At 66.7% G+C, this 20,231-nt stretch carries 16 protein-coding genes; 6 read left to right on the forward strand and 10 right to left on the reverse strand.

What is annotated here, in order from left to right; translation table 11 throughout:
* Positions 1–98: 98 nt before the first annotated feature.
* Complete coding sequence (locus tag ABZ194_RS22705) at positions 99–524, reverse strand: plasmid replication, integration and excision activator (RefSeq protein ID WP_355598998.1); 426 nt, start codon at positions 522–524, stop codon at positions 99–101.
* 385 nt (positions 525–909) lie between these two features.
* Between ABZ194_RS22705 and ABZ194_RS22710 the strand changes: the two genes are divergently transcribed.
* A complete protein-coding gene (locus ABZ194_RS22710; protein WP_355598999.1) occupies positions 910–2,454 on the forward strand; it encodes a pentapeptide repeat-containing protein in 1,545 nt (514 codons plus the stop codon).
* Between the two features lie 616 nt (positions 2,455–3,070).
* On the opposite strand, the gene ABZ194_RS22715 is transcribed toward ABZ194_RS22710, so the two are convergent.
* The 3 genes from ABZ194_RS22715 to ABZ194_RS22725 form a co-directional block, all read right to left on the reverse strand.
* Positions 3,071–4,030, reverse strand: coding sequence for a hypothetical protein (locus ABZ194_RS22715; protein ID WP_355599000.1), 960 nt, complete (start codon positions 4,028–4,030; stop codon positions 3,071–3,073).
* A gap of 168 nt (positions 4,031–4,198) precedes the next feature.
* Positions 4,199–4,648: an ATP-binding protein gene (locus tag ABZ194_RS22720; protein WP_355599001.1), complete on the reverse strand. Its 450-nt coding sequence runs from the start codon at positions 4,646–4,648 to the stop codon at positions 4,199–4,201.
* A complete protein-coding gene (locus ABZ194_RS22725) occupies positions 4,645–4,941 on the reverse strand; it encodes a hypothetical protein (protein ID WP_355599002.1) in 297 nt (98 codons plus the stop codon). The genes ABZ194_RS22720 and ABZ194_RS22725 overlap by 4 nt, the downstream gene beginning before the upstream one ends.
* A gap of 416 nt (positions 4,942–5,357) precedes the next feature.
* Between ABZ194_RS22725 and ABZ194_RS22730 the strand changes: the two genes are divergently transcribed.
* Both ABZ194_RS22730 and ABZ194_RS22735 read left to right on the forward strand, forming a co-directional pair.
* Positions 5,358–6,200 carry a helix-turn-helix transcriptional regulator gene (locus tag ABZ194_RS22730; RefSeq protein WP_355599003.1) on the forward strand — a complete coding sequence of 281 codons (843 nt, stop codon included), beginning with the start codon at positions 5,358–5,360 and terminating at the stop codon, positions 6,198–6,200.
* Between the two features lie 14 nt (positions 6,201–6,214).
* Complete coding sequence (locus tag ABZ194_RS22735; protein WP_355599004.1) at positions 6,215–6,433, forward strand: DUF397 domain-containing protein; 219 nt, start codon at positions 6,215–6,217, stop codon at positions 6,431–6,433.
* 584 nt (positions 6,434–7,017) lie between these two features.
* Here ABZ194_RS22735 and ABZ194_RS22740 read toward each other — a convergent pair.
* Entirely contained in the window at positions 7,018–7,167 is a 150-nt protein-coding gene (locus ABZ194_RS22740) for a hypothetical protein (protein WP_355599005.1), read from the reverse strand.
* Between the two features lie 81 nt (positions 7,168–7,248).
* On the opposite strand from ABZ194_RS22740, the gene ABZ194_RS22745 reads away from it, so the two are divergent.
* The 3 genes from ABZ194_RS22745 to ABZ194_RS22755 all read left to right on the forward strand — a co-directional run bounded on the left by ABZ194_RS22745 (position 7,249) and on the right by ABZ194_RS22755 (position 12,379).
* A complete protein-coding gene (locus ABZ194_RS22745; RefSeq protein ID WP_355599006.1) occupies positions 7,249–7,971 on the forward strand; it encodes a TetR/AcrR family transcriptional regulator in 723 nt (240 codons plus the stop codon).
* Positions 7,972–8,028: 57 nt separating this feature from the next.
* Positions 8,029–8,943 (forward strand): sugar phosphate nucleotidyltransferase, encoded by a 915-nt coding sequence (locus tag ABZ194_RS22750; protein ID WP_355599007.1) that lies wholly within the window; start codon positions 8,029–8,031, stop codon positions 8,941–8,943.
* A gap of 634 nt (positions 8,944–9,577) precedes the next feature.
* Entirely contained in the window at positions 9,578–12,379 is a 2,802-nt protein-coding gene (locus ABZ194_RS22755) for a collagenase (protein WP_355599008.1), read from the forward strand.
* Between the two features lie 247 nt (positions 12,380–12,626).
* On the opposite strand, the gene ABZ194_RS22760 is transcribed toward ABZ194_RS22755, so the two are convergent.
* From ABZ194_RS22760 to ABZ194_RS22780, 5 genes are all read right to left on the reverse strand, one after another.
* Positions 12,627–14,711 carry a serine protease gene (locus ABZ194_RS22760; RefSeq protein WP_355599009.1) on the reverse strand — a complete coding sequence of 695 codons (2,085 nt, stop codon included), beginning with the start codon at positions 14,709–14,711 and terminating at the stop codon, positions 12,627–12,629.
* Positions 14,712–14,761: 50 nt separating this feature from the next.
* Positions 14,762–15,079, reverse strand: a complete 318-nt coding sequence (locus tag ABZ194_RS22765) for a hypothetical protein (protein ID WP_355599010.1) — start codon at positions 15,077–15,079, stop codon at positions 14,762–14,764.
* A 34-nt stretch (positions 15,080–15,113) separates the two neighbouring features.
* Positions 15,114–16,226, reverse strand: a complete 1,113-nt coding sequence (locus ABZ194_RS22770) for a zinc metalloprotease (protein ID WP_355599011.1) — start codon at positions 16,224–16,226, stop codon at positions 15,114–15,116.
* Positions 16,227–16,504: 278 nt separating this feature from the next.
* The gene (locus ABZ194_RS22775) at positions 16,505–18,601 is read right to left on the reverse strand and encodes an NACHT domain-containing protein (RefSeq protein WP_355599012.1); all 2,097 of its coding nucleotides are present in this window, start codon (positions 18,599–18,601) and stop codon (positions 16,505–16,507) included.
* A gap of 287 nt (positions 18,602–18,888) precedes the next feature.
* Positions 18,889–20,172: a YcaO-like family protein gene (locus ABZ194_RS22780; protein ID WP_355599013.1), complete on the reverse strand. Its 1,284-nt coding sequence runs from the start codon at positions 20,170–20,172 to the stop codon at positions 18,889–18,891.
* Positions 20,173–20,231 lie beyond the last annotated feature (59 nt).

Raw genomic sequence — 20,231 nt, forward strand, 5'->3', positions numbered from 1 at the left:
GCAGTACCAGCCCGGCCTGCTGGACGGGTTCATCGCCGAGACCGGCCTCGTCCTCTTCGACCCACCGTAGTAACGCCCAGCTTTCATGCTCAGTATGCCTACAGGTTCACGTGCGCACGATCCTGCTCAGCCTCACGATCTGCGGCTGGAGTATTAGGCATCGGCAACGCGCGCACCCCAGCCACGCGATAGGAGTACGCCAGCCTGTTGGAGCCATTAACCCACGGCGTCACCGTCAGCCCGTCGAGCACGGCGGGGATAAGCTGCACGCCATACGCGGCCAGCTCAGCGGGAACCTCAGGCAACACCGGCATAACCGGCGCGCTGATCTTGACCGTGATCGTCTTGTTCTGGCCCTTGACCGCCGGGTCCGCGTCCATCACCGGCACCGCCCACACCAACTCGCCGGTTTCCTTGTCACGGCTGGACACGGGCCGATCTTTCATGGACGCCTCGAAATCGTTGACCGCAGTGATTTCCCCGACGACGTAACAGCCATACGGGAAAGCCAGCTCGAAGGACACAGGGATTCGTCCCTGTAGTGCCAATTGCGCTCCCATCGTAGATTCTGAACGGTCCAACGACCGAAACGCATTACCGGTTCCCGCAAATATTCCGGACACCGATTGCGGGCAACCGGAAAAGCCACACCGCATCACCAGGAGCACCACAAGCACCAGCAGGCAACACCCGACACCCGCACCACCAGCGGGAACACCACACCGCCGACCATTCCACCCGTAACTGTGATCCGAGTCACAACACCGCCGAAAACACGCCGCGAACGGTTGCCGAATTAACCCCAGAGATCCGGCGCGAACCAGCACCCGGACCTATCAGTCGAACTACGGAAACAGCGGGTTAAACAGTTCTCATGACCGCTGATCACCCAGTCCCTACCGTTATACCGTGCCCACCTCCCACCCCCAACGCCGAGTCACCCGCACCTTCTCCAACCTGACCCGGCACCCACCCGCACCGGACGACAAACCAGCCGCCGCGTCCCCCCGGCCGCGCGCCGCCTCCCGGCTTGGCCGCCTCCTATGCCGCCGCCCGCCTGTCACCCGCCCCGCCCGCACCGAACTCGACGCCCTTCCCGCCAAGGAACGACAAGAACTGTGGGACGCCCACCGGCAACGTCCCTTCCAGACAATCACGACCCTGCTTACTTCAATCGGCGTGCTGTTGAGCGTGGCGTTCACCGCGTACGGACTCAGCTACACCGCCCAAACCCTCAGCACAGCCCAAGAGGGCCAGATCACCGACCGCTACACCAAGGCCGTCGAACAACTTGCCTCTAAGGCCGTTGACGTACGACTCGGCGCCATCTACGCCCTGCAACGCATCGCCAACGACTCCCCCCGCGACCGCGCCACCATTCGCAACGTTCTGGCCGCATTCGTCCGCAACCACGACCTCTGCACCCCCAAACCACCACCAAAACAATGCAGCACCAAGGCAACCGAGAACCCCAACGCGGTGTCCAACCGAGTACGGCTACCGGCCGATGTTCATACCGCCCTCACCATCGCTTCAGCTCTGACCATCCCCGAAGACAGCCAGTCAGACTTCTCCCAAACGCGCTTACCTAATGCTGACCTGGCCCGCATGGACCTGACCCGCGTGAACCTGACTGGCGCGACCCTAACCGGCGCGAACCTGACCCGCGCGAAGCTGACCAACGTGACCTTGACCCGCGCGAACCTGACCCGCGCGAAGCTGACCAACGTGACCTTGACCCGCGCGAACCTGACCCGCGCGAAGCTGACCGGCGCGACCCTAACCAACGTGACCTTGACCCGCGCGAACCTGACCGGCGCGACCCTGACCGGCGCGAAGCTACCCAACGCGGACCTGACCGGCGCGAAGCTGACCGGCGCGCCCCTGACCGATGCGACCTTGACCGATGCGATTCTGACCCGCGCGAAGCTGACCGGCGCGACCCTGACCGGCGCGACCCTGACCGATGCGACCTTGACCGATGCGATTCTGACCCGCGCGACCCTGCCCGGCGCGGACCTGACCGGCGCGACCCTGACCCGCGCGAAGCTGACCGGTGCGACCTTGACCGATGCGACCCTGCCCGGCGCGACCCTGCCCGGCGCGGACCTGACCGGCGCGACCCTGACCCGCGCGAAGCTGACCGATGCGAAGCTACCCGGCGCGACCCTGACCGATGCGATTCTGACCCGCGCGACCCTGCCCGGCGCGGACCTGACCGGCGCGAAGCTGACCGGTGCGACCCTGACCGATGCGATTCTGACCCGCGCGAAGCTGACCGATGCGATTCTGACCCGCGCGGACCTGACCGGCGCGAAGCTGACCGGTGCGAACCTGACCGGCGCGAAGCTGACCGGTGCGAACCTGACCGGCGCAGACCTGACCAACGTCAGAGGGATGACTGCGGGCGAGATCCGGAAGGTGGCTATCACCGACTCCGCCACGAGATTCTGATCATCACGGATGGGATGAATGCGCCGCGTATCCCTACGAAGCGTGCGCAGCTTGCGTTGCCGAATTGTTCTTATAGAGGTCAAGGCGGCAGCGCTCCGCGCCGCCGCACGGCGGGACACGCCCCGCCGCCCCGGCACGGCCAGCGGCCGGGGCATGCGGCCTGGAGGCCGGTCCCCGCCCGCGCCAGCCGGGACGGCACGGCGTAAGCCCGCCGCCCACCGCACCACCCCGCCCGTCGCAGCCAACCCCACCCGCCGACCGTGAACGCGCCGCCGCCCCGGACTCCCCGAGGACGCCGCGAACCGTCGGCCCCCGCAGGCGCGGGACGGGGGCTCAGTTGCCGAAAGATTACTCCCGCCCAGGCGGCGCCACGCACCCCCATCAAGATCATTTATCCCCTTGCCGCGAACCTCTTCAAGATCATCTTTCCGTCGCGGTGGCGCCGGCTGAACTGCCCTTAACGGGCGCCCCTTTCAGGGGTGGCTACGCCATTCGACCGGCCCCACCGCTACCCCACTCATGCCCGCTCGTAGACCACGGCCGCCCACCCCGGTAATACGAGAAGGCCCCCACCGGAACACATCCGGCGAGAGCCTCCCAACGCCCTGCAACCCGCCTACCTCACCACGGGGCCACTCCCGGCGGGACGAGGACGCGACCCAGGCAACACAGCCACGACATGCGCCACGGCCACCCGCAGCAGCCCCGGCGGATGCGTCGGGAACACCACAGCTACGGCAACGGCAATGACCCGCCTTCGCAGCGGGACCCCTGCCAGCCGCCCCCGAGTCAGCCGGATAGCGGCAAGGTTGGCCTCCAAGCCCATCGCCCGTACCGACGAGGCATCGGCGATCAGCTCATTGACCCACGCCACCGCCCCAGCCGCGCACCAGTACACCGCCACGGCCACCACCGGGGACACCGGCGCGGCCCCCGCCACGATCCACCCCATCGGGCGCATCACGGCCTGAGCGGCGGTGTAGGCGCTCATCACACCGGTACAGTGCCGCATCTCATGGCGTATGACCGCCTCAAACGTCGGTACGGGCAGGAACGCCACACGGCGGCCGATCACCAGCACCCGCCGGTTATTCACCCTCAGCACCCCGGCATTGAGGCACCCGGCATGCTCGCACGTGCCATCCTCCACCCCCTCCGGGCAGGGAGCCAGACACGGATGAATCGCGATGATGCGCCGGTATCGCGCCAGCGTGGCACCGATCACCGCCGCCAGGGCATCGCGCGCGGCCTCCGGCATCCGACGTCGCGCCGTCCGCCAGTACGGATACGCCGTCGCCCAGTCGACCGGCCCGAGCAGGCGGTGGGTATTACCCATCAGCACCACCCAGGCCACCACACAGACGGCGACCGAGACCGGCAGCGCCCAGCCGACGACGCTCCGCAGCAGCACCCCGGCCCCGAAGAAGATCGCCGCCCCCGCGACCTGCACGGCGAGCACCGTTCGCGCACCGGCGGCAGTGGCGGACATCCGCACCAGCAGCCCGGAAACGGCGTCCTCGAACGTCAGCGGACCGGACGTCTTGCTCGGATCAGATGCCTTGCTTACACGACTCACGAGTTACTCACGAAATCCCATCTGTGAACAGAACACGGATAGATCAAGAACGGATAGATCAAGAACTGCACGGGAACCTTCGGCAGGGCTCGCTCAACAGAAGCGACCGGTCAGGGGACCGCCGCCCTACCGAAGGGGTAAGGACCCGAAGCGAGCCGGGCAACTCGGTCAGGAGGCCGGCGAACAGCCGACCTGAAACCACACGACGCCGCGCGTCGGGCTGTGCTCAGAACTCCATGCGTCGGCCAGCCGGTGAACCAGATCCAGCCCACGGCCCCCCAGGTCGAGGTCATCGGCGTTACGCATCCGGGGCACGTTCACCGTCGATCCCCGGTCGATCACCTCTACATGCACCACGTCGCCGCCCATGGCCACGCCGTGCCCCACGGCCACGCAGACTTGCAGAACGTCGTTCCGTGAGTCGCTGTGCACCACGGCATTGGTGACCAGCTCACTCACGAGCAGTTCCACCGTGTCCAGGGCATCGCCCCCGACGTGATCGGCCAGCAGCTTGCGCACCCAGTCGCGGGCGGTGCTCACCTCCCGAGGAGTCCCCCGGAAGGTCTCATGCCCGATGATGCGTAGCCCGTTCCAGCGAACGATCGTCGCGGCGGTCATGATCCGGCCACCACAACGGCCTGTGTCACGGCGTCGACGTCGGCCACGGGAGCGGAGAACGGCGGAGCCAACCCCTCCGGCCCCCACGCGTAGAACCAGTTCCCGCCGCGCACGACCACCTGTATGCACACCTCCGTCGTACGCGGCATAGCCTGGAGATACGGGTTCTTGAGGTACGGGTTCTCGCCCGAGGTCGAGGGCAGCACCACGGCGCAGTAACAGCCGCTCTCACGCAGCGCGACGGCCAGACGCCCGAGTACCACCATCCACGCCGGTAAGTCGTGGTCCGTCATGACGCCGCCCCCGCGACGGTCTCGGCCGCGTACGGGTCAGCGGCCCAGACCCACTCATCCCGCCGCCACAGCACCGACCACCACGGCCGTCAGGTGAACAGCCGGCCGTGAGCACGCCGCACGACCCGGACCCGGAGCCGAACCCCGGACACGGACATGACCTCTACGACCGGCGAACCGACAACGGGCAAAACCAGCGAAGTGCCCACCTCCAAAGTCCTAAGGTCCCAGCAGAGCCGTACTAGATGGATGAACTCCTGTTCCCGTGGGGCTGCCCGTGTGCGCACTCGCACGTGTTCCTCCCTCGCTCCCGCTGGCCATCCTGCATCGCGTAGACAACATGATGCATACGAAGAGCTGTGTACGCAACATGTTGCTTGCGCATCAAGGGGGGCGACTCCGCTACCCTGGATCGCATGATTCAACGGCGGCGAGCACCGACCACTCGGCTCCGGCGGCTGGCAATGGAGTTGCGGCAGCTCAGGGAGCATTCGGGCCTATCGCGTGAACAGATAGCGGAAGCCACCGAGATCAACAGAGCAACTCTGTACCGAATCGAAACGGCACAGGCGAAGCCGCAGGCGCGGACACTGCGAGCACTACTCGACGTGTACGGGGTGCCGGAGAACCGCCGAAATGAACTGGTCGCAATCCTCAAAGCGGCCGGGGAGGAAAGCTGGCTCCAAGGGGCCTCAGACTTGCCTGACCAGTACGCCACTTACATAGCGTTTGAGCAGGAAGCGAAAGGGGTCCTCAACTACGAGTCCCTATTCTTTCCGGGCTTACTGCAAACTGAGGCATATGCTCGTACGGCAATCCCCGGAGGTGCTCCGGAACTACCAGTGGACGAGGTTGAAAGTCGGGTAGCGGCCCGCATGGCCCGCCAAGCCCCACGCAATCCGCCGCCAATCATCAGCGTGATCATTGACGAAGCGGTCTTACACCGTCGTGTCGGCGGCCCAAAAATCATGCGTGAACAACTACAACGCCTACTCGACGACAGTCGGCAACCTCACATCACGATACAGGTAATACCTTTTGAGGCTGGTGTTCACCCAGGGATGCACGGGGCATTCGTCATCCTTCAGCAAGACTCTCACGATGTGGTCTATATCGAGGCAAGAACGACAGACCTGTTCTTGGAGGGCGATAACGACGTAAGAGGATATAACCTGATGTTTAAGCAGCTTCGAGCCGTAGCGGCCAGCCCCGAGGAGACCCGCAACCTCGTGGCCCGTGTGCTCGCAAACATAAAGTGAGAGGAGATGAGGGTATGACGAATAAGGAAACTGACCTCTCTCGCGCCCAGTGGAGAACGAGCAGTCTTAGTGGTTCAAATGGTCAGTGTGTGCAGGTTGCTTTCATTGATAGTCGTGTAGCCGTGCGTGACAGCAAAGACCCCAGAGGATCGGTACTGATCTTCACTCGCAGCGAATGGCATGCCTTCGCGGGCGGTATCCGCCTAGGTGAATTTGAATTCCCTGCAAGCTGAACCAACCCCCCTCAAGACCCGCAGGGTAGCCTCACAGGGAAGCTTATGATCTTGCCTCCGGCGGGTCTTCACTCCGAGATGATCACCGAATCATGAAGTCGGTCACGGCCATTGATGTCCATTGTCGCCCCATGATCGAGAAACAACAATCGGCGAAGGGCATAAAAGATCCCGCTGAATCAACGCATCAGCGGGATCTTTTCGTAACCAGTCATCACACGAGGGAAGCGCGCCATCTGACTTGTGCGCGTAGCGCGTGCAGGTGAGTGACCCCGCCGCCCGATTGTCCGGGGCTCCCGGAACCTGTCAAGGGCGGCTGTGATCGTAGGGCAACCAGCGCGCACGGAAGGTCACCGGGCCATGTACACGCGAAGCCACCCTTGACAGGCCCCGCTCGCAGTCCCGGAGTCGGCAGCTATGGGGATCGGGGAAGGTACGGGGCAACCTAGCGAGCCGGGAAGACGCGCGGCCCCATCGCCCATCGGTTGACCAGCAGCAGGCGAGAAAAGCAGCCAAGGGCATACGTGCAGGTCAGACCAACAACGAGATGGATCGTTACCGGTTCGTAAGCCAAGTTTTAGGGGTCATACCTTGGCAACCGGCTTGCCCGCGCCGTTCGGGCCGAGTAGTCCGTAGACGGTACCGGTCGGAACTACCAGATCAACGCCCTGGAGGGCGGTCGTCGCGCCGAAGCGTTTCACGATGCCGTGTGCTTCGACCGCGGTCTGCGTCATCAAACCTGCTCCCGATAAGTTGGGTGGTGGGTGCGCCGCCTATGGGTACGGTGTATGCATATGACTAGGGAGTGTACTCACGTGAGTTCGCCTTCACCACCGGTGATCTGGATTCGGTTGTCGGCACCGCTCCGCGCCCGCGAGCGCCCCCTCGACTACGAGATCATCACCAGGACCGCGATCGCCATTGCCGACCTCGACGGCCTCGACGCCGTCTCCATGCGCAAAATCGCCAACCGGATCGAGAGCGGCACGATGTCGCTGTATCGGCACATCAGAGGCAAGGACGACCTCATTGAGCTGATGTATGACAGCGTGCTGGGCGAGTTGGAGCTCGCGGAGCGGCCGTCCCGGGACTGGCGAACCGAGCTCGCCGACCTGGCCCGGCGTAGCCGTCGGCTACATCACCACCACCCCTGGATCAGCCAGATCGGCCAGCGCCCGGCCATGGGACCCAACGCGGTCCGCATGATGGAGTACGCGATGGCGTGCGTGGACGGTCTCGGACTCACCGCCGACCGGATGCTGGATCTGGTTTCCACCGCGCTGCACTTCACCCAGGGGTTCGTCCAGGCCGAGCTCGCCGAGGCCGAGGCGCAGCGGCGTACAGGGCTGGACGAGGACGCCTGGCGGGATTGGATGGCGCCGTACCTCTCGCGGTTGCTCAACGAAGACCAGCACCCGTACCTCGAACGGATCATCACCGAGGCCGACAACCATCCCCAGCAGGACACGGTGTTCGAGCGGCGCCTGGAGATGGTCCTGGACGGGCTCGCGGCCAGCCTGCCCGGGCGCCGCTCGTGATCGCCGCTCGAATCGGAGTCGAGCGTGACGCGAACGCGCGGGGAAAGCATTGCGGGTGTGAAGGCAATCGTGCTGGCGAGGGATGCGGGGCCGCGGCTGCTGCCCATTGGGCTGGACCGGCCCCGATGCCTCGCACCCGTGGCGGGCAGACCACTGATTCTCCACGGGCTTGATGCCATCCGCGTAGCCGACATCACACAAGTCATCGTCGTCGTCGGTGGCGCGCACGCCGGCCGGATCAAGGACATGCTGGGGCGCGGTTCGCGGTTCGGGCTGGAGATCGAATACGTGCGGCAGGACGAGGCGCTCGGGCTCGCTCACGCCGTGCACATCGCCAAGGAGGCCCTCGGCGTCGATGACTTCCTCGTCTACCTGGCCGACAACATGCTCATTGGCGGGGTGCGCGAGCTGGTGTCCGACTACTTCAGCGGGCGCCCGGAGGCGATGGTCGCGCTCAACCGTGTTGAGGACCCGGGCAGATGCGGCGTGGCCCAGGTCGGGCCGGACGGTCTCGTCCGCGAACTGGCCGAGAAGCCGGCGCAGCCGAAGGGCAACCTCGCCGTAGCCGGACTGTACGCGCTCTCGCCCGCCATCTACCAGGCGCTGGTCAGCATCAGACCGGGCTGGCAGCGCCGCAGCGAGCTGACCGACGCGCTGACCTGGCTGATCGAGCACGGATACGCGGTCAAGGCGCACTCGTTCACCGGCTACTGGCGCGACGTCAGCCGTGTGGACCATCTACTCGAAGCCAACCGCGCGGCGTTGCTCGCGTTGTCTCCGGCAACCGGTCACGGCGCGATCGACGATGCCAGTGAGGTGATCGGCTCGGTGGTGATCGAAGCGGGCGCGAAGCTGGCCAGGTCACTCGTGATCGGCCCGTCCTGGATCGGCGAGGGCGCGGTGATCGTGGACAGCGTCGTCGGCTACGGCATGCCCATCTCTACCCAAGTACGCGTGGCGTCCCAGCTCTGACCATCGATATCTCCTTCGATCAGATCCGTATCCCTGCTCCTCGTCACGCGGGCAGCGTACCGATGGCCTGTGCCAGCCGGGAACCACACCGGTCTGCGTCGTCCGGTCCCTGTTTTGAACATCTGACGGTGCCGGGTACCGCCGTGGCGCGTGATCGGGAGTGGCCCACCCTGTGTGAGCGGAGGCGGTGGCGAGGGGGCGGTGGCGAGGGGGCGGCTCCGCCGCGGTCTGGAGAGGGGGACGGCGTTGACGGGTGCGCCCGGGACGGAAAGGTAAGATTTTTGTTTGGAGCCGCGCCCCGGACCCGTACGCCACGCGTCTGATCAGCGCGTATGTCACGTCCTTCAGGGACACCTAACTGTCACGGTCCAAAAGTCGTTGACCGGTGCCGATGCTGTGGATTCATGCGCCCGACGCGCCCGTCCGCCCCCGGCGCATCCAACGGACGATCCCTCTGTAACAGGATGGATGAGGAAAACTTGGGCCTTGTAGGACCGGGACAAGGTGTGCAATTTTACATTTCACCTAACCGGTACGGATGGCAGTCGGCTGAGCTTCGCCGTCCGGCTGTCCTGCTCCCACCCCCCAGGAGTAGTAAGTGACATCTACGCCACGTCGTTCCCTCACAAGCGCTGTGCTCTTAGGCGCAGCCCTGACCCTAGGGCTGATCACTCAGGCGGGTGTGGTCGCCGCCAACGCCGCGACCGCCCACACCGCCGGTGCCAAAACCGCAGCTGCGGCGGCCCCTCGTCCGGATCGGGAGGTGTCGGGCTCGCTGAGCGCGCCCTCCCAGCACACGAGCCGGGAGCGGCTCGCGGTCAAGGATCGGCCGCCGCTGCCGGCCTCGGACCAGGAACTCAAGCGCGATTATGACGTTCCAGCCGCCGATCCCGCCAGGAAATCCGCGAAGTCCACGAAGTCAGCGAAGTCCGGCCAGGCCAGCGCGAAGGCGGCCGCCGCGGCGTGTACGGTCAGCAACTTCACCTCCAACACCGGATGGGCGCTGGTCGACGCCATCAAGGCCTCCACCCCCGAGTGCATCAACAGCCTGTTCGGTCTGACCGGAAGCGACGCCACCTACGCGTTCCGCGAGTCGCAGATGACCTACGTGGCCTACGGCCTGCGCGACAACGGCGGGCGCTACACCGGTGACAACAGCGACTCCACCCTGCAGCTCGTCCTCTACCTGCGGGCCGGCTACTACGTGCACTGGTACTACCCGTCCACCGTCGGCACCTACGGCACCGCCCTCCAGAGCGCGATCCGCTCCGGGCTGGACGCGTTCTTCGCCAACGGCCGCTCCAGCGACGTCAACGACGCCAACGGCGAGACCCTGTCCGAGGCCGTCACCCTCATCGACAGCGCCGAGGAGAACGCCCGCTACCTCTACGTGGTGAAGCGGCTGCTCAACGGCTACAACAGCTCCTACAACCAGTACTGGTACATGCTCAACGCGGTGAACAGCGTCTACACCGTGATGTTCCGCGGTCACCAGGTGCCCGAGTTCGCCACGCTGGTCCAGAGCGACACCAGCATCATCGACACCCTCTACAGCTTCGCCAACAACAACATGGCGCTGATGGGTACCGACAACGACTTCCTCACCTCCAACGCCGGTCGTGAGATGAGCCGCTTCCTGCAGTACGCCAGCCTCAAGAGCAAGGTCCGCCCGCTGAGCAAGGCCCTGCTGGACCGTAGCAGCCTCACCGGCACCACCGCCCGGCTCTGGGTGGGCGTCGCCGAGATGACCGACTACTACGACAAGGCGAACTGCTCCTACTTCGGCACCTGTGACCTGCAGGCCCGGGTCAAGGCCGCGGTGCTGCCGATCAACCACACCTGTAGCTCCACCCTGCGGATCCTGGCCCAGGACATGACCGCCGCCCAGCTCAGCGCGAGCTGCACCAGCCTGGCCAACCAGGACGCCTACTTCCACAACATCGTCCGGGACAACGGGCCGGTCGCCAACGACAACAACACCTCCCTTGAGGTGATCGTCTTCAACTCCAGCTCCGACTACGGCACCTACGCCGGTGTCATGTACGGCATCGACACCAACAACGGTGGCATGTACCTGGAGGGCAACCCCGCCGTCGCCGGCAACCAGCCCAGGTTCATCGCCTACGAGGCCGAGTGGCTCCGCCCGACCTTCGCGATCTGGAACCTGAACCACGAGTACACGCACTACCTCGACGGCCGGTTCAACATGTTCGGCGACTTCACCGCCAACATCGCGACCCCGACCATCTGGTGGATCGAGGGCTTCGCCGAGTACGTCTCCTACTCCTACCGCCAGGAGGTCTACGACGCCGCGATCACCGAGGCGGCCAAGAAGACCTACACCCTGCGCCAGCTCTTCGACACCACCTACAACGACGACACCACCCGCATCTACCGCTGGGGCTACCTGGCCGTGCGGTACATGCTGGAGAAGCACCCCTCCGACGTCACCACCCTGCTGGGCTACTACCGCTCCGGTAACTGGAACGCGGCCCGCACCTTCCTGACCGGCCTGAACTACAACACCGACTGGAACACCTTCCTGACCGCCTGCGCGGCCGGCGCCTGCGCCGGGGGCGGTGGCACCAACCAGGCCCCCACCGCGGCCTTCACCTCCAGCGTGAACGGCGCCACGGTGACCTTCACCGACGGCTCCAGCGACTCCGACGGCACCATCGCCTCCCGCGCCTGGGACTTCGGCGACGGCACCACCTCCACCGCCACCAACCCCGCCAAGACCTACACCGCCTCCGGCACCTACACCGTCAGACTGACCGTCACCGACAACAAGGGCGCCACCGGCACCGTCTCCAAGTCCGTCACCGTCTCCACCGGCGGCGGCACCAACCAGGCCCCCACCGCGGCCTTCACCTCCAGCGTCAGCGGCGCCACGGTGACCTTCACCGACGGCTCCAGCGACTCCGACGGCACCATCGCCTCCCGCGCCTGGGACTTCGGCGACGGCACCACCTCCACCGCCACCAACCCCGCCAAGACCTACACCGCCTCCGGCACCTACACCGTCAAGCTGACCGTCACCGACAACAAGGGCGCCACCGGCACCGTCTCCAAGTCCGTCACCGTCTCCACCGGCGGCGGCACCCTGCCGACCTGCACCGGCTCCGACGTCCGCACGCTGGGCAAGAACTGCAGCCGCGGCAACGTCTCGGCCACCGCGGGCAACTACGCCTACTTCTACATCTACCTCCCGGCCGGCACCACCCAGCTGACCGTCTCCAGCTCCGGCGGCACCGGCAACGCCGACCTCTACTACAGCCCCAGCACCTGGGCCACCACCAGCAACTACACCAAGCGGTCGGTCACGGCCGGCAACGCCGAGACCCTGACCATCACCAGCCCGGTCGCCGGCTACCACTACATCAGCGCCCACGCCGCGACGGCCTTCAGCGGCCTGACCGTCTCCAGCAGGTACTAGTCCCTCCACCCCGGCTCCTCGCCGGGTAAGCCCTCATGGGTCCTTCCCCCTACCGGGGAAGGACTCATGAGCCGTTTCCGGGCATGGGCCCGTTCCCCTCTTCCGAGAGGGAGGGCCGGGCGGGGCGGCGGGACTTCGCCTGCTCTCCCGGCCGTGGGCCGGTGGCGTCGCCGAGCACGACAGCGGAAACCAGGAGGTGCTCCTGGCGGCAGCCACGGCCTGGTCAGCCGGTTGCATTCGCCCTCTCTCAGGGGTTCGGGGCAAGCGATCGGCCGGTGAGCACGCCACCGATCTCGCGGGCGACCTCGGGGTGAGTCAGGTACTCCTCCATGTGATGCACCCGCTCGGCGGGATTGGTGACGGAGGTTTCGAGCAGTTCTCCGTGCCAGTCGTCACCGAGCGGACAGCCGATGGTGACCGGGTCGTTCGGGCACCACGCGTTGAGCCAGTGGGCCACCCGCTCGGGGCGTTCGGGCCCGCCGATGAGCAGGCGTTGGTAGACGCTGTCCAGGCCGAGCGGGCTTCCGGCGGTGACGAGCAGTTCGACGTCCATCCTCGGGTCGAGGCGAGTGAGCAGATCCACCGCGACGACCGTGCCCAGACTGTGGCTGACCAGCACCACCCGGCCGGTATGCGGCATTGTCTGCAGAACGCAGTCCAGGACCGTCTCTCGGACCTGCTGGTCGTCGAGGTAGGCCGCGACGTCCGCGAAGATCGCGGCAATGGCCAGCCGGTCCAGATTGGTAACGGCGGCCAGCCAGCTCAGCCCCTGGTGGACGGCGTCGACCAGCCCTTCCTCGGTGACCGGCCGCGCGGCGGGCATGCCCGCGCGAGTCGCGGCCTCGGTGATCATCCGCTCGTACAGCCGCCGCGTGGTGCCGGAGATCGGAGTGGCCGCCATGGTCGGATCGGCGACGATCGCCTCGGGGGAGTGCGGGACGGCTCTGGACGTTCGCGTGGCTTCGGCGAGTCGGTCGCCGTAGAAGGGGAAGTAGACGTCGCCCGGTTCGATCGTGGGCAACCCGGCACGCGTGAGCCCGCAATTCAGCCCCGCGGTCCAGTACCGGCGCAGGTGTTCGGGGTTTTTTCCCTGCTGGCCGCGACCATGCAGGAAGACCAGGCGCAGAGTGCCGCCGAACGCCGCCGGACCGGCGATCAGGCCGGTGCGGGCGGCGGCCATGTGGGAGGGCCCGGCGCCGGGACGGACCGTGCTCTCGCCGGATGGTCCGTGAACCAGGCGCGTGGCGGCTGGAGCGGTGACCGCCTCCGTAACGGCCGGCCGCGGACCGGCGCCGTCATGGAGCCCCGACTCCGGGCCCATCTCGGCCAGGAAGCCTCTGCGGACGTCATCGAGCGGCAGTATGGCCAGATGCTTGAGGATGGCGCTGATACGGACACCCTCATTGGAGATCCAGTCGACGGCGTCGTCACCGTCGCCGGGCTGCCAGACCTGACCGTCCCGCCGCAGGATCTGGCCTTGGTCGTTGGTTCTGGGCACGCCGCCGTGGTGCAGTGCCGTGACCTCCCACTGGTCGTTGTACACGGGGGAACCGGAATTGCCCGGCTCGGTGTCGGTCTGGTACTGGAGGAAGTTGTCCAGCCGGACCTCCAGCCTGTTCTCGCGGATGGATATCTCCTTCAACCGGCCGCTGGGGTGACCGACGATGTTGACCGGTTCCCCGAGGACCAGCTTGCCGAGCTGAACGCTGAGCCTGTTCCAGCCGAATGTCTCTCCCACCGGCCGGCCGGACGCGTCGGCGTTCACCACGACCAGGGCGAAGTCGAGGTCCTGGTCGGCGACGAAGAAGGTGTCCGGGTCCAGGGTGAACCGCTTGGTCTGCTCGGGCGTGTTGTCGATGGTGGCCTGGGCGTCGAACTCCACGAAGGCCTGCCGTACGGCCCCGGCTCGGGGGAACACGTGGTGGTTGGTCAGCAGGAGTCTCGGCGAGACCAGGAAGCCGGTGCCGATCGGTAACTCGCGGCCGTTCTCGCTCACCGAGATCCTGGCGACGGTCCGCGCCGCACGGGCACCGCGTGGAAGGAAGCTCCATGCCTGTAGTTCCTTGGCCACCCCCAGGATGCGTTCGTGCATCGAGGGCCGGTCCAGGGACACGGTTCGGGTGGCCTCCATCACCGCCTCGACCGGCACCCCTTGACGCTGAATGAGGCGGGCGGCGCGGGCCGCGAGCACCTCCGGCGAGTCGGGGAAGGCGTCACCCTGCTTCTGCCTGCGGTGGACTTCGTCGCGTTCGGCGGTGCTCTGGCGATACCGTTCGGCGGCTGCTTGGGCGTGATCTAAGCTCTTTTGGCGGACTTCATCAGATATGTTCACATCAAATCACGCTCCGATCCCTAATACCGGTAAGCGGCCGTCCACCCCGGTCATCTCGCGATCCTGAGCACGCCGTCCGCGCAGGAGAGCACGGCGAGTTCGTACGGCGTGCGGCCTCCTTCGGGAAATGAGACGCGCACCCGGCCGTCCTCCCAGCGCTGCCAGCGGCCCGTCACTTCCCGTGGGCGGTCAGCCGGACCGGGAAGAAGTTCGACAAACGTTCCATCCGCGCGGAACTCCAGACCTCGCCGCGGTCGCCGGGAGGGACGGAACGGATAGTGCTGTGGGCGATAAAGCGCCGCGGTCTCGGTGTCCTCCTCGTAGGAGTGGAGCCACACACCGATGATGTCCGGCGGCGTCTCGCTCACAGGTGACCTCCCTCGGATCTCTCGCGGTGCCCGTTCACCCGCCCGGGTGGGCGCCGACCATGCCGATCGCGGCGCGAATGTCGTTGAGAACCTCCGAGGTCAGTCGCTCGCTGTCGTGAAGCAGCCGCTCCACCTCACCGTTGGGGCTGGGCCGCACCATTTCGGGTACCGCCGTACTGGTCGGCGCGGCCGCTGTGACGGGCACGCGATCCGTCGGCGCGACGACGAACGACGCCCGCTCGCCCTCAAGGCAGGCGTTCATCCGTGTGGCCTGGCCACGGGTGAACACGAACATGGCCTCGTCGTCGGTGTAATCCATGTAATTCACGAACATGTCCCCGTTTGGCCCGTTATCGCATGTGATGCGGGGAAAATTCGGGGTTCCGTGGTTCGCGTCGGCCTGGTTGGGCGTGTCGTCGACCTTGTCGTCGCTGGTGCACGCGCCGTCGTCGTCGCCCCAGATGTGGTAGAGGTTCAGCCAGTGGCCGATCTCGTGGGTCGCGGTACGGCCGCCGTTGAAGGGTGCCGCCGCCGTACCGGTCGTGCCGAAGGCGGAGTGGAGGATGACGACGCCATCGGTCTGCGGCGGGCCGCCGGGAAACTGGGCGTAGCCGAGAAGACCTCCCCGAAGCTGGCAGACCCACAGGTTGAGGTACTGGTCGCTCGGCCACGGGTCCGAACCGCCGGTGGCGCTCGCCTTCACGGCGTCGTCCCAGCTGAAGTCGCCCTCGTCGGTGACCGTCCGGGTGATTCCGCTCGTCGGCTTGCCGTTCGGGTCCCGCGTGGCGAGGCGGAACTCGACCTGGGCGTCCGCCACCAGCGGCTTCCACACGTCCGGCACCTTGACCACGTCGGGGTTGGTTGCCCGGAAGTCCTGGTTGAGGACGGTGATCTGGCTGTGAATCTGCTCCTCCCCGATGTTCTGCTCCGGAAGGGCCCGGTTGTGGACCACGTGGACGACGACCGGGATGGTGACCACCTCGGTCCGTCCAGGGGCACGCCGTCCCGTCTCGTACTGCAGCGCCCGGTTCTCGATCACCGCACGCCGGGCGCGGTAGGTCATGCTCTCGTTGAGCAGCCTGCGGTGCACGAGCATGGTCCCGCACAGATCGCGGGACGGAGGCCGTGGAAGGCCGAGTTCGGTCATGGCGAGTCCTTCCAGAGTCGGATCAGGCCGGCTCAACCAAGCCGCGCCCGCGGGAGGCCCAAGGCGCCTCTGACGCCCTTCCGCCTGTCGTACCATTTATTTATGCCGATATAGGTCTCATATTGCGAAAATCGTTCAAAGAGGAGATTTGCATGATGGGCGTCGCGAGACGGCGACACCCGCACCCATCTTTATGAGCCTAAAAAGGGATATGGTGTCAAACAGTCGCGCCGACCCCCCATTGCGTACTCCGACACCAGACCCGTCCCACAGAAAATCTACGCTCTCACCTCCGGCGGTTCCCTTCGACTATCGCAGGAGAGCGGTTCGCCGTCGAGACCGGGGAGGCCGGAGGTTGTCCGGCGCCGCTCATCGCCGTTTAATTCCACGCGATACTGCCGGGAAAGGTGCTTTTGAAGTTCAAAATGCCGGAACTGATAATATGGCCCCTCGGCCCGTAGCAGGCCCAGGCGATGCGCGTCATCCAGGAAGCGCATGGCCCGCAGCGGTAACCGCCCTTTGGTGGCCAGATGGGGAATCGTCAGCTTATAGGCGAGCCACGCGTGGTGACTTCCCAGCATGAGACCGAACAGAAGTCCCAGCAGCAGCCCGCCCACGAGCGCGGCCAGCGGGTTTATTCCGGCCTGCAGTCCGATGACTCCCCCCATGAGGCCGATCACCAGGCCGCTGAGCGCCCGGAGAAGGGTGAGGTTTCTGTCGGCCTGCCAGGTTGAGCGTGGCGATCGTGCCGTAGTCGTGTCGGTGGGATACTCCACCCACCGGATCAGGCCGATCGTGAGCTCGAACGCGAGCCCGGACAGCAGCCCGACCGTGAGCGCGCCACTGCCCCGACTCATGAGCCAGCCCACGAGTGCGCCCAAGAGCCCGACGATCAGTCCGTCCCGCAGGGAGCGGACGAGAAACGAGAGCCTTCCGTGAAGCTGGAAGTCGGCGTAGCCGGGCAGTTCCGTGAACCATGACCTGCTCATGATCATGACGGCGAGTGCGGCCATGAGGCCGGTCACCACTCCGGCCACGGGCATCGCCGCCAGGAGGCCGATCGTCATCCCCACCACAAGCCCACACGAAAGGCTGACCGCCCAGCGGACCGAACGTGTCGGGGTGTGTCGTGCCAGGCGCCACCAGGCCACATCGTGGCTGTCCCCGCCGAGCAGCTGGGACAGATAGGTCAGCCAGTGGCGCACCTGTTCGGGATCCCAGGCGTGGTGGGGCCGGAAAAGCTCGGCCGGGCCGTCGGCGGGGGGCCGTGAGCTGACAAGGGCGGGGATGAGCCGGTCGCACAGGTGATCGTTCAGGGTGGAGGGATCACCCCGCCCGAGGTCCAGCAGCGGACTCGGGTCCTGCCGGGAGGCGATGTAGGCGGCGCGGACCAGCCAGAGCCCGAGGGGCGTCGCCCCGACCTCGGCGAGGGCGGGAGCGGTGCCCTGCCGTAGAGCGGCCAGGACGCGAGGCCAGGTGTGGTGAGGCCGGGCGGGAAGGCACGCCTGCAGGTAGTCGGCGGCCGCTCCGGTGGAAAGAGGGGAGGGCTCGATGACCGCCGCCGCGGCGAGAACGTCACCGACCGCTTCGACGGACTCCGCGAACTGGGCCGTACGGCAGGTAAGGATCAGCTGATCGCAGTCGTACATCGATCGGTTCAGCGCCGCGAGAATGCCGGCCCGGGCTTCGCCGGGCAGCTCGTCCAGCCCGTCCAGAATGGGCAGCACCTCGCTGCGGGTCGCCAGCGTCCTCGCGGTGTCCGGGCCGGACCCCTCGGCGTGCAGCGCGGGATAGTCCATGCCGAGGCATTCCGCCAGCCAGTCATGTAATCGAGGGTGGGTTTCGGCGTTCCAGCGTGCCGCGGACAGCAGCACCGGAACGGGCTCACCGGGAAGTCGCGTTCTCAGAAGTTCCATGAGCAACTGCACGGCCAGAGTCGTCTTTCCCGTTCCCGGCCCGCCGATGATGACCAGGCGCCGGGATCGCAGCGCGCGGAAGTCGTTGGCCATGGTGGCGATGTGATCGTTCAGGCTGGGAAAGCTCAGGGCACCCCTGGCGATCAGCCGTGGACGGTCCATCAGTTCTTCGTGTTCGGTTGATCGCCACGGGACCGGGATGGGTTCGGGATGCCCGATCGACCACAGAACCGTCTCGTTCCTCCACTGCTCGGTCACCAGGCCCGCGAGAACGTCCTTGGCCTTGTCGATGTCGGCGGGGGCGGGGGCGGGCGGCGGTTTGCTTGACCTTCGCCACCAGGACGAGAGCTGCACCAGCCCGTTCGCCACCCCTATGACGCCGGTCACCGTCGCCAGGACCTGCGCGATGGTCAGGACCTGGAGCTTGACCCCCCATCTCGGGAGAGGCAGCTCCTTCACCAGCCAAAAGATCAAGACCGCCAAGACCAAGAACAGGATCCCCACCGCCACAGAGGCCCTGGGGTCAGATTTCCGTCGCCGGTGAGTCCTTCTCATAGAACCATCATGCGAGCGCTCGACAGCCGGAAGTAACCAGGAAACCTGAAATGGAGGCTTAATTAAGCGGAAAACCACACACATTCACTTATGTGCAGGTCAAGCCTCCGGCATTATCAGGCACGCCACCATTGGGAGTTATGCGTACGATTCGGCGTGGCCGGGCCGCCGGGGAGGGAGACGTCCGGAAATCACCCCGAGAAGCCGCGGTCCCCGGCGGCGGCCTGTCCGCGGAGGCCGGGCAGGACCAGGTTGCCATCCGTGATCAGCATGAAGCGTTCCAGGCCGGGCACGATGGCGTGCACCGCGATGATCTCCCCTGTGACCGCGGCCACCGTCCGCCAGTAGGGCGTGTAGCCGTGCGCGGTCAGGACGGCGCACAGCTCGCGCAGCTGGCGACGGGGGTGCTCCGGCACCCCGCCGGCCGATGTGAAGGGGACCGTGAGGGCGCCCCGCAGGTGATCGGTGAGGTCGAAGCGCCCGCACGCGTACAGCTCGGGATAGCGGGCGAGACCGGCCGGCTCACCAGGGCGTGAGGCGCCGGACCACGGCAGGGTCTCCCCCAGGGCGCTCTGCAGGAGTTCGGTGAGCGCCCGCCAGGCGGCGTAGGCGGGACTGAGCGAGGTGCCCACGCCCCGCCGGTGCGGCCGGCGGAGGGCCGGGGCGGCGTAGGCGAGCATGGTGGGCACTCCCACGTCGCTGACGATGTCCAGCAGATACACCGGTGAGCCGATGAGCTGCTCGGTCGCCGCGTGTACGCGCTCCAGCCCGGCCGGCAGGGTCGCCGGGTCGATCACGACGGGGCGGAATCCGGTCGTGCGCAGGAAGGCCCGCACCAGAAGCAGGGACAGCGCGTCGCGTTCGATGGCCTCGTTGAGCGCGTGCAACAGCGCCTCAGCCTCGGTGACGCCGACAGCCGAGCCGCTGTTGCAGCTGTAGCGCATCAGGTGGGCGTAGTCGCAGACGTCCCCCGCCCGCTCGCGCAGCGGGCCGGCATGGGTCTCCACGTACCAGGGGGCCGACAGGAACAGCGGCACAGGCGTCCCACGCCCCCCTGTCCGGGGGTGACAGCCCAGGGGGCGATAACGCCAGCACGCCACACGCTCGGCGGGTGTCCGCGCCAACGGCACCACGCAGGCCTCATGCCGCAGCGGCCCGGCCGTGATCTCGGCCGCCTCCACCAGCTCCACGGCTGCGGGATCGAACAGCGCCGGGCCGGTCAGATAGTGCTCAAGCGCCTCGAACAGCGCTCCCACACGGGCCTCCTCGCGCAGCCCCTTGCCCATCCCCTCGGCCGCCGGCGGCATGTCCCCGTCGCGGGTGAGCAGGCGGCACGCCCAGGCGGTCGGATCGCGGCCCCGGCCCAGATCCGTCAGTTCCGGCTCCAGGCCCAACTCCCCCAGCGCCGCCGTCACCCGCCTCGCGGCCTCCGGCAGCCGCACCACACGCTCCACCCCGGACGGCGGCCCACTCATCCGGCCCCTCTCACTCAACCGGCCTCCGCGCCGGAGCGCCCTTTACCCGCTCCTCGCCA

The organism is Streptosporangium sp. NPDC006007, from assembly GCF_040614315.1.
In the GTDB taxonomy this organism is placed as follows: Bacteria; Actinomycetota; Actinomycetes; order Streptosporangiales; family Streptosporangiaceae; genus Streptosporangium.